The 14,899-nt window shown below is 59.0% G+C and carries 12 protein-coding genes; 2 read left to right on the top strand and 10 right to left on the bottom strand.

Annotation, left to right across the window (positions count from 1 at the left end; translation table 11 throughout):
• Positions 1 to 65: 65 nt before the first annotated feature.
• The 3 genes from HU718_RS02150 to HU718_RS02140 are packed head-to-tail and all read right to left on the bottom strand — an operon-like array spanning position 66 to position 5,292.
• Positions 66 to 3,131 (bottom strand): efflux RND transporter permease subunit, encoded by a 3,066-nt coding sequence (locus HU718_RS02150; RefSeq protein WP_186616650.1) that lies wholly within the window; start codon positions 3,129 to 3,131, stop codon positions 66 to 68.
• On the bottom strand, positions 3,128 to 4,192 hold the full coding sequence (locus HU718_RS02145; protein ID WP_127925420.1) for an efflux RND transporter periplasmic adaptor subunit: 1,065 nt from the start codon (positions 4,190 to 4,192) through the stop codon (positions 3,128 to 3,130). The genes HU718_RS02150 and HU718_RS02145 overlap by 4 nt, the downstream gene beginning before the upstream one ends.
• Positions 4,189 to 5,292: an efflux RND transporter periplasmic adaptor subunit gene (locus tag HU718_RS02140; RefSeq protein ID WP_150731268.1), complete on the bottom strand. Its 1,104-nt coding sequence runs from the start codon at positions 5,290 to 5,292 to the stop codon at positions 4,189 to 4,191. The genes HU718_RS02145 and HU718_RS02140 overlap by 4 nt, the downstream gene beginning before the upstream one ends.
• A 147-nt stretch (positions 5,293 to 5,439) precedes the next feature.
• Here HU718_RS02140 and HU718_RS02135 point away from each other — a divergent pair, with 147 nt between their 5' ends.
• Entirely contained in the window at positions 5,440 to 6,636 is a 1,197-nt protein-coding gene (locus HU718_RS02135) for an AAA family ATPase (RefSeq protein ID WP_186616651.1), read from the top strand.
• Positions 6,637 to 6,987: 351 nt separating this feature from the next.
• Here HU718_RS02135 and HU718_RS02130 read toward each other — a convergent pair whose 3' ends face one another.
• From HU718_RS02130 to HU718_RS02115, 4 genes are read right to left on the bottom strand one after another with little or no spacing between them, the layout of a single operon-like run.
• Positions 6,988 to 7,860: a transporter substrate-binding domain-containing protein gene (locus HU718_RS02130; protein ID WP_150708887.1), complete on the bottom strand. Its 873-nt coding sequence runs from the start codon at positions 7,858 to 7,860 to the stop codon at positions 6,988 to 6,990.
• Positions 7,857 to 8,639, bottom strand: a complete 783-nt coding sequence (locus HU718_RS02125; protein WP_186616652.1) for an amino acid ABC transporter ATP-binding protein — start codon at positions 8,637 to 8,639, stop codon at positions 7,857 to 7,859. The genes HU718_RS02130 and HU718_RS02125 overlap by 4 nt, the downstream gene beginning before the upstream one ends.
• On the bottom strand, positions 8,636 to 9,295 hold the full coding sequence (locus HU718_RS02120) for an amino acid ABC transporter permease (RefSeq protein ID WP_007918714.1): 660 nt from the start codon (positions 9,293 to 9,295) through the stop codon (positions 8,636 to 8,638). Before HU718_RS02120 ends, HU718_RS02125 begins: the two co-directional genes overlap by 4 nt.
• Positions 9,276 to 9,941, bottom strand: coding sequence for an amino acid ABC transporter permease (locus tag HU718_RS02115; RefSeq protein WP_095113915.1), 666 nt, complete (start codon positions 9,939 to 9,941; stop codon positions 9,276 to 9,278). The genes HU718_RS02120 and HU718_RS02115 overlap by 20 nt, the downstream gene beginning before the upstream one ends.
• 934 nt (positions 9,942 to 10,875) lie before the next feature.
• Here HU718_RS02115 and HU718_RS02110 point away from each other — a divergent pair.
• A protein-coding gene (locus HU718_RS02110) for an IS3 family transposase (protein ID WP_437180867.1) occupies positions 10,876 to 12,017 on the top strand; the annotation gives its coding sequence in 2 pieces (ribosomal slippage) (positions 10,876 to 11,137 and positions 11,137 to 12,017; 1,143 coding nt in all).
• 233 nt (positions 12,018 to 12,250) lie between these two features.
• Here HU718_RS02110 and HU718_RS02105 read toward each other — a convergent pair.
• The 3 genes from HU718_RS02105 to HU718_RS02095 all read right to left on the bottom strand — a co-directional run bounded on the left by HU718_RS02105 (position 12,251) and on the right by HU718_RS02095 (position 14,783).
• Positions 12,251 to 13,048, bottom strand: a complete 798-nt coding sequence (locus HU718_RS02105; protein WP_007918708.1) for a MetQ/NlpA family ABC transporter substrate-binding protein — start codon at positions 13,046 to 13,048, stop codon at positions 12,251 to 12,253.
• A 166-nt stretch (positions 13,049 to 13,214) separates the two neighbouring features.
• Positions 13,215 to 14,147 carry a sigma 54-interacting transcriptional regulator gene (locus HU718_RS02100; protein WP_110720868.1) on the bottom strand — a complete coding sequence of 311 codons (933 nt, stop codon included), beginning with the start codon at positions 14,145 to 14,147 and terminating at the stop codon, positions 13,215 to 13,217.
• A 54-nt stretch (positions 14,148 to 14,201) separates the two neighbouring features.
• Positions 14,202 to 14,783, bottom strand: a complete 582-nt coding sequence (locus HU718_RS02095) for an alpha/beta hydrolase (RefSeq protein WP_093440491.1) — start codon at positions 14,781 to 14,783, stop codon at positions 14,202 to 14,204.
• Positions 14,784 to 14,899 lie beyond the last annotated feature (116 nt).

The raw sequence follows: 14,899 nt of genomic DNA, 5'->3' as shown, positions 1-14,899 counted from the left end.
AAGGACGGTAACGCAAGGCATCACAGTTGTAAGTCAGACCTTTCCCAAAGGTGTAACAAACGCACTCAGTGGGTCGATGACGAAGCGTCCTTCTTCGGCTCGCGGATCTTGTACCAGGCCACATACAGCGCCGGCAGGAACAGCAACGTCAGCAACGTCGCCACCACGATCCCGCCAATCATCGCGTACGCCATCGGCCCCCAGAACACTTCCCGGGCGATGGGGATCATGCCCATGCTCGCCGCCGCCGCGGTCAGCAGGATCGGCCGGCGCCGATGCTCAGTCGCCTCGACCACTGCATCCCACGGCGCATAGCCCTTCTTCTCGAACTCATCGATCTGCGTCACCAGAATCACCGAGTTACGGATGATGATGCCGATCAGCGCAAGAATCCCCAGAATCGCCACGAAGCCCATCGGCGTACCTGTCGGCACCAGCGCCAGCACCACGCCGATCAGTCCCAGCGGCGCGACACTGGCGACGAGGAACATCTTCTGCACGCTGTGCAACTGGATCATCAGAAAGGTCGCCATCAAAAACAGCATCAACGGCAAGACCTTGGCAATCGGCCCCTGGGCCTTGCCGCTTTCCTCGACCGTACCGCCCGTGGCGACCTTGTAGCCCACTGGCAGTTTGTCAGCGAAGGCATCAATCGACGGCTTGAGCAGTTTCACCAGATCGGTCGGCTGGATCTCGTCGCGCACCGAGGCCTTGATGGTGATGGTCGGCAAGCGGTCGCGACGCCACACCAGCGGCTGTTCCAGCTCATAGCGCACAGTGGCGAACGCCAGTAACGGAATCGATGTGCCGTTGGGCGTAACGATCTGCAGATTCTGCAGGGTTTCCGGCGTACCACGCTCCGAATTCACCGCCCGGCCGACCACATTGATCAGGTAGATGTCGTCGTTGACCTGGGTCAGCGGCGCGCCGCTGACGATGCTGTTCATCAGGTTCGCCACGTCTTCGGACGACAGCCCGAGCTGCCGCGCCTTGTCTTGGGCGATGTCGATGCGCAGGACTTTGCCCGGCTCGTTCCAGTCGTAAATGATCTCGCCGATGTGCGAGTTCTTGTCCAGTTCGGTGGCGAGGTCGATGGCGTGCTTGCGCACCTGATCGATGTCCTTGCCACTGACCCGGTACTGGATCGGCCGCCCCACCGGCGGGCCCATTTCCAGCGCCTGGACGTAACTGCCGATGCCGACGAAGTCCTTGTGCAGGCGCTCGCGCAGACGCTGACTCAGTGCCTCACGGGCCTCGAAGTCTTTGCTGACGATCACCAGTTGTGCGTAGTACGGGTTTTGCAATTGCTGGTCGAGCGGCAGGTAGAAACGGATCGCGCCCTGACCGATGTAGGTGCTCCAGCGCACAATGTCCGGGTCGCCTTTGAGGGTTTCTTCCAGCTTGTCGACTGCCTTGCGTGTTTCGTCGATGGAGGCGTTCTGTGGCAGGTTCAGGTCGACGAGAATTTCCGGGCGGTCCGATGCAGGGAAGAACTGGTTCTGCACAAAGCGCATGCAAAAAATCGACAGGGCAAACAGCAGTACGGTGATGCCGATCGCCCACCAGCGATTGCGCATCGCCCACAACAGACCGCCATTGAACGCACGCCCGACGCGGCCCGGCTCGGCGTCATGGGGCTTCACGTTGGCGCTGAGAATGTGCACGCCGATCACCGGAGCGAAGAACACCGCGACAATCCACGACACAATCATGGCCACGGCAATCACCGCAAACAGCGTGTAGGTGTACTCACCGGCGGAACTGGCGTTGAGGCCGATCGGCACGAAACCGGCGACCGTCACCAGCGTCCCCGTTAGCATCGGGAACGCCGTCGAGGTGTACGCGTACGTCGCGGCCTCCTCCTTGCTCTCGCCCATTTCCAGGCGCGTGACCATCATCTCCACGGTGATCATCGCGTCGTCCACCAGCAGGCCGAGGGCGATAATCAGTGCGCCGAGAGAAATCCGCTGCATGGTGATGCCACTGTATTCCATGAACACAAACACCATCGCCAGCACCAGCGGAATCGAGCACGCCACCACCAGACCGGCACGCACGCCGAGGCTGATAAAGCTGACCACCAGCACGATGATCACCGCCTCGAACAGGGCACTGGTAAAGCCACCGACCGCTTCTTCCACCACCACCGCCTGATCGGACACGGTGTGCACACCCACGCCAACTGGCAAGTCTGCGGTCAGTTCATCGATGCGCTGGTGCAACGCCTTGCCGAACTCCTGAACGTTGCCGCCCTTCTGCATGGCAATCGCCAGACCGATGGCCGGTTTGCCGTCAAAGCGAAATTCCGGGGTAGCCGGATCGGTGTAACCGCGCGTGATGTCGGCGATGTCAGCCAAACGATAGAAACGGTCGTTGAGCTTGAGATTGACCTCGGCCAGATCCTTTTCCGAGGCGAACTGCCCGGAAGTGCGCACGGAAATCCGCTCAGGGCCGGCCTCGATCACACCGGCCGGGGTCACGGCGTTCTGCGATTGCAGGCTCTGCACGACCTGACGCTGATCGATACCCAACGCCGCGAGTTTGCGGGTAGAGAAGTTCAGATAAATCACTTCGTCCTGCTGGCCGATCATTTCGATCTTGCCCAGCCCCGGTACATTGCGGATCTCGGCCCGCGCCTGTTCTACATAATCGCGCAACTGGCGCATGGTCAGGCCGTCGGCGGTGAAGGCATAGACCGAGCCGAACACATCACCGAACTCGTCGTTGAACCCGGGCCCTTGAATACCTTGGGGGAACTGCCCGCGAATGTCGTCGATCTTCTTGCGCACCTGGTACCAGATTTCCGGGATGTCCTTGGCGCTGGTGGTGTCGCGCAGGTACACGTACACCGTCGATTCACCGGGGCGCGTGTAACTTTTCACGTAGTCGAGAGAGTCGAGTTCTTCGAGTTTTTTCTCGATGCGGTCGGTGACCTGCGCGAGGGTTTCTTCCTGGGTCGCGCCCGGCCATTTGGTCTGGATCACCATGGTTTTGATGGTGAACGACGGGTCTTCTTCGCGGCCCAGATTGAAGTACGAGAACACGCCCATCAGCAACGCGACGAACATCAGGTACCAGACGAATGACTGATGCTTGAGGGCCCATTCGGAGAGGTTGAAAGAGCCTTTCATTGACTGTCCTCGTCAAGTTTTACCGATTGTCCGGGTTTGAGGCTGTTGACGCCGGCGCTGACCACGCGCTCGCCATTCTTCACGCCGCCCGCGAGCACCACGCTGCTGTCGGTGCGGCTGATCACGCTGACGTCGCGGGGGCTGACGGTTTTGCTCTGGGTGTCGATGACCCAGATCCGTGGTTTGCCGTCGACCTCCTGCACAGCGGTAGCCGGCAATTCGATGCGCGGTTTGATCGCCGAACTGAGGGTCACGCTGATCGCCGTGCCGAGGCGGAAACCGTCGGGTGTCTCGGCCAGCGTCAGGCGTGCGCGACGCGTACGCGTGGCACTTTGCGCCTGTGGTTCGATCTCGCGAAGGGTTGCCGTGGTGTTGATGCTCGGGTCGAGTTGCCCGGCCACCAGAAACACCACGTCGGAGGGAATCTGATCGACCAGGGTGTCGGGCAGATCGATCACCGCTTCCTTGATGTCAGGTTGCGCCAGAGTCACGACCTGCTGGCCCGCCGTCACCACTTGCCCGGCTTCGGCATTCCACGCGGTGACCACGGCCTTATGGTCGGAACGCAGTTCGGTGTAGCCGAGCTGGTCCTTGCTTTGATTGACCGCCGCCCGTGCCTGGTCCAGCGAGGCCTGGGTGGTTTTCAAGTCCGTGGTGGCGATGTCCAGTTGTGCCTGCGCTCCTACGCCACGATCGAACAGCGCCTGCTGACGGCGGGCATTGGCCTGGGCATTGATCAGTTGTGCCTGAACCTTGGCCAGATCGCCCTGGGCCGAACGCAATTGGTTCTGCTGATCAGACGGATCGAGGGTGGCGAGCAGCGTGCCCTTTTGCACTTCGGTTCCGACATCGACGTTGCGGCTGGCGATGCGGCCACCGACGCGGAAACCGGTGTTGCTTTCATAACGCGCCTGGATGCTGCCGGCGAAACGCCCGAGGCTTTCCTCGCTCAGCGCCTGAACCTTGACCGATAACACCGGACGTACCGGCTCCGGAGGTGGCTCGCTTTTCGAGCAGGCCGCCAGCAACACGCCCACGGATAACAGTCCCAGACGCTTCATGGCTGCGCTCCCGGCTGCAGATCCTTGTAGGTGTTTTCAGCGATTTCGACTTTCATGCCGGGATGCAACAACTGCCCACCGGCGACAATGACTTTCTCCCCGCCCTTGAGGCCTTCGCTGATGATGACCTTGCCGATCAGGTAGCGGCCGACGGTCACGTTGTGCAACTGCGCTTCACCTTTATCGTCGACCATCCACACCGCCGGATCACTGATGTTTTTCGTCAGTGCTGACCATGGCAATTCGACTGCCGACTTGCCGCTGCCCTTGGCGGTGGCGCTGACCACCGAGCCCAGCTGCATCCCTTGTGGCAGGCTGTCGAGGCTGACTTTGACTTGCACCGTGCCGGACTGCGCCGACACCGCCGGGGTGATTTCACGCACCGTACCGGTGGTTTTGATGGCAGGGTTATCGAGCAGGCTGACGACGATCGACGGATCCGCAGGACGCTCGGCCAGCAGCGATTCGTAGACGTTGAACACCGCGTCACGGTCGCCATCGCGGGCCAACGAAAAAATCGGCGCCGTGGCCTGCACGACCTGGCCGACTTCGGCTTGGCGCTCGGTAATCACCCCCGGGGCATCGGCGATCAGCGCGGTATAGCTCAGCTGGTCCTTTGCGTTGGCCAATTGCGCCTGCGCCGCGCTCAAGGCGCTCTGGCTGCTGCGCAACGCCGCTTGGGCGGAATCGTATTCGCTCTGGCTGGTGTAGCCCTTGGGCAGGAGTTTTTGCTGGCGCACGAAGGCCGCAGCGCTCTGTTTCACCCGGGCTTGTTCGGCGACTACCTGGGCTTGAGCCGAATCGACGTTGGTCTGCAAATCCTTGGGGTCGAGTTTGGCCAGCACTTGTTTAGCGGTGACGCGATCGCCGACATCGACCATGCGCTGGATGATCTTGCCGCCGACGCGGAACGACAGTTCGGTCTGCACGCGCGCCTGCACGTCCCCGGTCAATGTCACCGAAGCCGCGTAATCCGTGGGTTTGACCTCTTGTACAAAAACCCGTGGCAGGTACTCAGCGGGGGCTTTTTTCTCGCCACATGCGGTCACCAAGGTGAACAGACTCAGCATGACCGCTGTTTTCAAACCGGGACTCGCCATGCAGACTCCTTCCTGTGTACGAACGTGCAAGTGACGATACGACTGTGAGCTTAGAACAGGGTTCCGCCTTCGCCTGCGCGATCACAACATTTCCCTGTAGGAGCCTTCGGCAGCTCCTACAATGGGCGCCTCAAGAGAAGGAATTCCATGCTCAACACTCTGGCAGTGGCCAATTACCGTTCGATCAACAAACTGGTGATCCCGCTGGGCCGGCTGAACCTGATCACCGGCCCCAACGGCAGCGGCAAGTCCAACCTCTACCGCGCCTTGCGCTTGCTGGCGGAAACCGCGCAGGGTGGCGTCGTCAATGCGCTGGCCCGTGAAGGCGGACTGGAGTCGACCTTCTGGGCCGGGCCGGAAACCATCAGTCGGCGTATGCGCAACGGCGAAGTGCCCATTCAGTCGACGGTGCGCCAGGGGGTGAAGCGACTGCGCCTGGGGTTCGCCGGGGAAGATTTCAGTTATTCGATCAGCCTCGGGCTGCCCGATTCCAACGGTCACTTCATGCTGCCCGAGCATTCGCGACCAATCCCTTCGCGCTTCAGCCTCGACCCGCAGATCAAGCGCGAATGCATCTGGGCCGGCCCGCTTTACCGCCCCGCCAGCCTGCTGGTCGATCGCGACGGCCCGATGATCCGCGCACGCACCGAACGAAAATGGGATGTGCTGGCGCAACACACGCCGAACTTCGACAGCCTGTTCGATCAGGTCGGCAGCCTGCGCAGCTCACCGGAAGTGTTCCAGATGCGTGAGTTCATTCGCCGCTGGCGCTTTTACGATCACTTTCGCAGCGATGCCGATGCACCGGTGCGCCAGCCGCAATTGGGCACGCGCACGCCGGTGCTGTATCACGACGGGCGGGATCTGGCGGCGGCGTTGCAGACCATCATCGAGATTGGTGATGGGGATGCGATGCGTGCGGCGATTACCGATGCGTTTCCTGGCGCGCGGGTGCATATCGAAGCGCAGGCTGGTGGACGGTTTGCCATCGAGTTTTATCAGGAAGGCTTGTTGCGGCCGTTATCGGCGGCGGAGTTGTCGGACGGGACGCTGCGCTATCTGCTGCTGGTCGCGGCATTACTGACGCCACGGCCACCGTCATTGATGGTACTGAACGAACCGGAAACCAGTCTGCATCCGGATCTGTTGCCAGCGTTGGCGCGGTTGATTATCCGTGCCTCGGAGCAATGTCAGGTGTGGGTGGTGTCACATGCGCGGCGGTTGATTTCGGCATTGCAGGAAGATCCCGAGTGCAATTGCATTGTGCTGGAGAAAACCCTGGGGCAGACCGGGATTGTCGGCCAGCGGGTGCTGGATGAGCCGGCGTGGCATTGGCCGGATTGAGCGTTCCAGCCAAAAGCCCCTCACCCTAGCCCTCTCCCAGAGGGAGAGGGGACTGACCGGGGGATGTTCGGGAACTACGCCGACGTGAAAATGCATCTGTGAATCCATAATCGACTCGGTTCCGCAGGTCGATGTCTGATGCAAGACACCTCGGTCGGCTCCCTCTCGCTACGGGAGAGGGACTGATTGGGGAATGCTGTTGAATTACTCCGACCTGAAAATGACTCTGTGAATCCATAATCGACTCGGTTTTTCAGGTCGATGTATGACGCAGGACACCTCGGTCGGCTCCCTCTCCCTCGGGAGAGGGCTGGGGTGAGGGGCAGGCCTCACCACCGATTCAACAGGCAATCACCCCTGCCACTTGCCACCCTCGACAATCACGCTCTCAGGCTTGGTGTCATCGCTCAGCTCTTTACGCACATATTGGTCGTACAGCTTGAGCAGATACTTCTCCTCACCCAGCTTGACCAGCTCTGTATTCACCCAGTCACGCAGCTCGATATTGCCCTTCTTCACCGCCGGCGCAATCGGCGCTTCGGCACCGAGCTTTTCATCCAGCACGCGATAGCCCGGGTTCTGCTTGGCCCAGCTGAACAGCACCAGGTTGTCCTGCGCATAGGCATCGCCACGGCCGTTGGCCAAGGCTTGCAGCGATTCGGAGTTTTTCTCGAACTTGAGCAGTTTCCAGTCCGGATGATTCTTGGTCAGCCAGATATCCGCAGTGGTACCGGTGGTGACGATAGTGGTGCGGGTCGCCAGATCATCGAGGCTTTTCACCGAGCTGCTTTGCGGCACCAACGCCTGCACCGCAACCTTGAGGTTCGGGTTGGTGAATTCCACCGCTTCCTTGCGCTCAGGCGTGACGGTCATGTTGGCGAGGATCAGGTCGACCTTGTCGCTTTGCAGGAACGGGATGCGGCTCGCGGGTTCAACAGCAACGAACTCGACCTTGTTTTCATCGCCGAGCAGATCCTTGGCGAAACGCCGGCCGATATCAGTATCAAAGCCGACGTAGCGCCCGGCCTCATCGACAAAGCCGAATGGCGGCTTATCGGTGAAGACGCCGACAATCAACTTGTCGCGAGCCTTGATCTTGTCCAGATAACCAGCCGGCGCGGTGCTTTCGCTGGCGACTTTCGGTTTTGGCGGTTCTTCGGTCTTGCTGCAACCGGCAAGCAAGGCGAGGCTGAGCAGGGGCAGTAAAAAAGCGGCAGTTTTCATAACAGTTCCAGTTCCTTTGTCGGATTCGTTTTTGGCAGTGTTGCAACGAAGGAGAACTTCTCCAGAAACTGCTGCGCGCGTGCGGTTTGCGGGTTCGTAAAGAAAATCTCGGGCGGGTTCTGTTCAAGGATGCGCCCGGCATCCATGAACACAATGCGGTCGGCCACCGCGCGGGCGAAGGCCATTTCATGGGTGACGATCAACAGGGTCATGCCTTCGCGGGCCAAGCCCTGAATGACCTGCAAAACTTCCTTGACCATCTCCGGGTCAAGGGCGGCGGTGACTTCGTCGAAGAGCATGACCCGTGGGTTCATGCACAACGAGCGGACGATGGCGATGCGTTGCTGCTGGCCGCCGGACAACTGACGCGGGAAGGCGTCGCGCTTGTCGGCCAAGCTAACGCGTTCGAGCAGGGCTTCGGCTTGCTGCTGCGCTTCGCGACGCTGGCGCTTCTGCACTTTGAGCGGGCCGAGCAGCAGGTTGTCGAGCACGCTCATGTGCGGAAACAGGTGATAACTCTGGAACACCATACCGATCTGCTGACGGATCTCGCGCCAGTCGGTGGCCTTGCCCAGCAGCTCACGGCCGAGAAATTTCAGGCTGCCGCTGTGGGCTTCTTCCAGACCATTGAGGCAACGCAGCAAGGTGCTTTTGCCGCAGCCGCTGGGGCCGAGGATGACGATCACTTCACCGCTCTGCACCTGCAGATCGATGCCGTTAAGCACCTGCTGCTCACCATAAAATTTGTTGAAGCCGTGAAACTCGATCAATGCGCTCATGCTTGCGTCCAGCGCCGCTCCAGCACGCGCGAGGCGGCCGACAGCGGGTAGCAGATGAAAAAGAAAAACAGGAACAGCGCGCCGTAGATCAGCACCGATTCGTAAGTGCGCTCGATGATCTGCTGGCCGACCTTGATCACGTCGACCACACCGATCAGCACCGCCAGCGAACTGGTCTTGATGATTCGCGTGTAGACGTTGATGGTCGGCGGCGTCATGCGTTTCAGTGCTTGCGGCAGCAACACGTAGCCGTAGAGTTGCGCGGCGTTCAGACCGATCGACAGCCCCGCTTCACGCTGTCCGCGTGGCAACGAATGCAGCGCACCACGCGCCACTTCGCCGACCTCGCTGGCGCCCCACAGCGACAGCACCAGCACCGCGCACCAAAAGCTGGGAATGCTCAGGCCGAAGAAAATCGGCAGACCGAAGAACAACAGATACAACCAGACCAGCACCGGAATCGCCCGGAACAGCTCCAGATAGACCCGCAAAATCGCATTCAGCCACGTCACGTTGAGCGTGCGCAACACGCCGTAGAGCACGCCGCCGACAGTGCTGATGGCAATGCTCAGAAACGAGATCGACAAGGTTTGTCCGGCGCCCTTGGCCAATTGCGGCAACGACACCCAGAGCAGTTCAAGACCCGAACTGGCCATGCTGGAGCCTCCTTTCCAAACGGCTGAGCAATAGCGACAGCGGCAGGAACAGCAGCACGCAGATCAGCGTCAGCACGGCGAGCATTTCGTAGGTTTTGTAATAGAGCGCGATGTAGCTCTTGGTGGTGTAGAGAATTTCCGGCACCGCCACCGCCGAGACCACGGTGGTTTCCTTGAGCAGAAAAATGAAATTGGCAAACAACGACGGCAGACTGAGAATCCCCGCTTGCGGCAGGATCACGTAGCGCAGCAACTGGCCGTGGGACAGGCCGATCGAGCGCCCTGATTCCAGTTGCGCCTGCGGCACCGCATCGACGCCGGCACGCAGCACTTCGGTGAGGTAAGCGCCGCCGAGGAAGGTCATGGTGATGATCGCGGCGGTGAAACCGGAAACCTGGACCCCCACTGCCGGCAAGGCGAAGTAGACGAAAAACAACTGGATCAACAGCGGCGTGTTGCGCGCCAGCTCCACATACAGGCCGACCAGTTTTTGCAGGTACGGCGTGCGGAACACCAGAATCGTCGCGTTGAGCAGCGCCACCAGCAGCGAGGTGCCTATGGCGATAAAACCGACCTGCAGCGTCACGCCCACGGCTTTGAGAAACGCCGGCAGGGTGCTGAGGATAAAAGCGTAATCGAAGGTCATGAAACGTCCTGGACATCGCTCGGTAAGCGACGGTGGTGCAGTCCATGGACAGCGGATGGCTGTCCGGCAAGCACCGACTTTATAGGTATAAAAACAAGAATTTAAATACCGTTAAAGCATATTGATATCACCCAAAAAACTATCTTGTGGGTTTGCCGGGAAGGAATAAGAAGGCTATTTTCCTTTGCGCTGTAGGACGGATCTTTTTTTCACGAAAGCCCTCCAAGGATGAACAGCTTTTGGCCAGACTCCCCCCGGCCAATTACATAACAAGGAAGAGAACATGGACGTAAAAGTGCCGCAGCGACTGGATCCGCAGGAGATTGTGAAATTGTTGGTAGCGTTGAGGCGGGCGTTGAAGGCTCAGGTGGCCTGAGGTCAAGATCAACAGCACCCTCACCCCAGCCCTCTCCCGGAGGGAGAGGGGGCCGACCGAGGTGTCTGGCGTTTTACATCGACCTGAAAGACCGAGTCGATTATGGATTCGGCGGAGATCTTTCACATCGGCGTACCTCTACAGCATCCCCCAATCAGTCCCCTCTCCCTCTGGGAGAGGGAGCCGACCGAGGTGTCTGGCGTCAAACATCGACCTGAAAGACCGAGTCGATTATGGATTCGGCGGAGATCTTTCACATCGGCGTACCTCTACAGCGTCCCCCAATCAGTCCCCTCTCCCTCTAGGAGAGGGAGCCGACCGAGGTGTCTTGCGTCAAACATCGACCTGAAAGATCGAGTCGATTATGGATTCGGCGGAGATCTTTCACATCGGCGTACCTCTACAGCATCCCCCAATCAGTCCCCTCTCCCTCTGGGAGAGGGAGCCGACCGAGGTGTCTTGCGTCAAACATCGACCTGAAAGATCGAGTCTGATCTGGCTTAATGATTCTGGACACCCCTAAAGGGCGTTAATCTACGCCCAACGACGAGGTGTGATTTGACCAGACGATATTTTTCGACAGATTTCAAACGGGATGCGGCTTGCCTGGTTTTGGATAAAGACTATTCGGTGAGTGAAGCCTGTGAAGCAATGGGCGTGGGCCCTACAGCTCTGCGCCGCTGGGTTGAGCAACTGCGTGCGGAGCGCAGCGGCAAGACGCCTGAGAAGTCCAAGGCCATGACCGTTGACCAACAACGCATCCAAGAACTGGAAGCAACAATTCGACGGATTGAGCGCGAGAAGGAAATTTTAAAAAAGGCTACAGCTCTCTTGATGTCGGATTCCCTCGATCGGTAAGGCTGGTCGAGGAGTTAAGCGAGCAATATCCAAGATCCGAGTTGTGTGGCGTGTTTGGTATCAACCGCAGCAGTTATTACGAGCGTCTGAAACAGCGGGCGAAAGTGCATGTCGGGCGCGATCGCCTAAAGATCAAGGCTGCCGAATTACATGAGCAAAGTCGCGGCTCAATGGGCGCGCGCAGCCTGTCAAAAGCGCTGTGTAACGAAAAAGAGTCGGTAGGTCGTTACATGGCTCGTAGCCTGATGCGCGAGCTCGGTTTGAAGAGCCAGCAACGGCGCAGGCATCGGTACAAACCCAGCGGTGCGGAGGCGCAATACGCCCCCAATCATTTGGAGCGTAAATTCAATGTCGAGGCCCCCAATCGAGTGTGGTGTGGCGACGTGACTTACATTTGGGCCGGTACTTACTGGGTTTATCTGGCTGCTGTACTTGATCTGCATGCCCGCCGCATCGTCGGCTGGGCGATGTCCAGAAGTCCGGATTCAGCTCTGACCTGTCGAGCGTTAAAGATGGCTTTCGAGTCGCGAGGACGCCCTGAAAACCTAATGTTCCATTCGGATCAGGGCTGTCATTACAGTAGTAAAGTGTTTCGTGAAACGCTGGCGGACATGCGCATAAAACAAAGCATGAGTCGACGAGGAAACTGCTGGGATAACGCGCCGATGGAGCGTTTCTTTGGCAGTTTGAAATCTGAATGGATACCCAAGACAGGCTACCGAAACGAAGACGAGGCCAGTACCGATGTGTTGCGCTACCTGACCCATTATTACAATCGGATCAGGCTGCACAGTCACAATGGCTACCGAACTCCGGTGGACATGGAGGCCCTGGCGGCATGAAAAAGGGTAAAACCCTATAACCGTGTCCAGTATCGTTTGACCAGATCACCCGATTATGGATTCGGCGGAGATCTTTCACATCGGCGTACCTCTACAGCATCCCCCAATCAGTCCCCTCTCCCTCCGGGAGAGGGCTAGGGTGAGGGGCTTTTCAACGCACACACAAAAACGCCGATGCCCATCGCTGGCCATCGGCGTTTTCACACCTTGAAGGGGTTCACTCAAGCGTCAGATCAGAACGCCGGCAGTACCGCGCCGTTGTATTTCTTCTCGATGAACGCTTTGACTTCCGGGCTGGTCAGGGCTTTGGCCAGTTTCTGGATCGCGTCGCTGTTCTTGTTGTCCTCACGGGCCACCAGGAAGTTCACGTACGGCGAGTCAGCGCCCTCAATCACCAGCGCATCTTTCTGCGGGTTCAACTTGGCTTCCAGCGCGTAGTTGGTGTTGATCATGTCCAGATCAACTTCTTTCAGAACGCGTGGTAGCAGGGCCGATTCCAGTTCCTTGAACTTGAAGTTATGCGGGTTCTTGGCGATGTCTTTTGGCGTTGCCAGAGCGTTTTTCGGGTCTTTCAGCTCGATCAGGCCTGCCTTCTGCAGCAGGATCAGGGCACGGCCGCTGTTGCTGCCTTCGTTCGGGATGGCGATGGTCGCGCCGTCCGGCAATTCAGCCAGGGTCTTGTATTTGCTCGAGTAGCCGCCGAACGGTTCAACGTGCACGCCCTGCACGGTCACCAGGTACTTGGACTTGTCGTCCTTGTATTTGCCCTGGTTGAAGCTGTTCAGGTACGGCAGGGTCTGGAAGTAGTTGGCGTCCAGACGCTTCTCGCCAACCTGTACGTTCGGCTGAACGTAGTCGGTGAAGACTTTGATTTCCAGATCCACGCCTTCTTTGGCGAGGGTCGGTTTGATCAGCTCAAGGATTTCAGCGTGCGGCACCGGGGTCGCAGCAACCACCAGTTTCTCGCCGGCATTGGCCAGGGAAGCAGTCAGAGCAGCCGCCAATGCGGTAAACAACAGAACCTTTTTCATGCAGTGTCCTTATCGAAAATCACGGTCGTCATCGACGACGGCATTAATACGTGTGCCAGTGAAGTGATATCGCTGGCGTGGGTCGGACAATACCGGGATTTTTTATTCCCGGACAATAACGTTTATTCAGCTTCATATTCCATTTTGTTCATGTTGAACGAAACGGTTACAACGCCTCACCCAAACGAATCAGCAAATCTTTCAATGCCTTACGCTCATCGACGCTGCCGCCGATGTTGATTTGTGCAACCAGTCGCTCGATCTGAAGCTGCGGCCCAGACACCTCGGGCAGGTTCAGGTGCTCTGGGAGAATCTCGTCACCGGTGCTCACCAGCAAGGCAAAGTGAATGACGTTTTCCAGCTCGCGGGTGTTGCCCGGCCAGCTGTGTTGTTCGAGCACGTGTTGCGCTGCTTCGCTGATCAGCGGCACAGGCAGGTCGAGGCGCTGGCTATAGATGCCAAGGAAGTACTCGGCCAACGAGAGGATATCGCCGATACGCGCGCGCAACGCTGGCAACTCGAGATGACCTTCGCTGAGGTAGTGATAAAGCCGCTCGTGGAATTTCCCGGCGTCCACTGCTTGCGCCAGATCGATGCTGGTCGCGGCCACCAGACGCACATCCACCGGGCTCGGCTGATGCGCACCGACCCGAGTGACTTCGTGGTTCTCCAGGGCGGCGAGCAGTTTGATCTGGATCGGCAGCGGCAAGTCGCCGATTTCATCCAGATACAAGGTGCCGCCATTGGCCGAACCGAACCATCCGGCACGACTGCTGGCCGAGCCGCTGTAACTGCCGGCGGCGTAACCGAACAGTTCGGCATCGGCGTAGGTAGGGCTGATCGCGCCGCAATTGACCGAAACGAACAGACCGCTGCGGTCACTGGCGCGATGGATGTGCCGGGCGAGCAATTCTTTACCCGTGCCGGTCTCGCCACGAATCAATACCGAGGTCGAGCGCGGCGCCAATTGCTCCAGCTCTTCACGCAACTGACGCGAGCGTGGGTCGACAAACACCAATGCCTTGGCGCGAATGCTCAGGGGGCTTTTTTCCGCGTCAGGAAAGGTCAGCAATGGCTGACCGAAGGTTTCGAAACTCATGGCAGACTCCCGCCCAAAACCGCCGGGAGACGGGGGCGTTGAAAGAAATAAAAATCAGGCGCGGCGGCGAGCGTGGTGTTCCATACGGTTTTGCAAGCGATATAGATAAGCAAAACCCTGCTCCCAACGCTGATGCCCGGACTTGACGTTGATGTGTCCGGCACCGGCGAGAATCCCCGCCTCGGCACCCCAGTTGCGCGCCAGTTCCAGAGCGCGCGGTGCGCTGACGGCGGCGTCGTTGTCGGAGCTGACCACCTGGCTTGGGAACGGCAGCAGATCAGTCGGAATCGGTGCGAAGTTACGCAGCGCCGGCGCGCAGGCCGGGCGCTCGACATCGGCCGGCGCAACCAGCAAGGCGCCGCGGACCTGACGCAGGTATTGCAACGGCGCCGTGGCCGCCCAGTGGGCAACGGTGATGCAGCCGAGGCTGTGGGCGATAAGGATGACCGGCGTGCTGTCGGCAGCAATCGCCTCGGCCAGTGCCGCGACCCAGTCTTCACGACGCGGCGTCAGCCAATCGGCCTGCTCGACCCGCGCACTGTTTGGCAGGCTGTTCTGCCAGTGGCTTTGCCAATGATCATCTGGCGATCCTTGCCAGCCCGGCACAATCAGGTAGCGGATTGATTCGTTGCGCATGGGGAGCTCTCCTGCGTCGTGTCTGTTCCTGAACGAGTATAGGGAGGGGATTTATATTCGTTAAGGAATAAGAAGCTATTTATTAAGACCTGAATTGAATATGAGACGTGTGCATG

This window comes from Pseudomonas tensinigenes, from assembly GCF_014268445.2.
GTDB classification, from domain to species: domain Bacteria; phylum Pseudomonadota; class Gammaproteobacteria; order Pseudomonadales; family Pseudomonadaceae; genus Aquipseudomonas; species Aquipseudomonas tensinigenes.
This window is presented reverse-complemented; position numbering and strand designations above follow the sequence as displayed.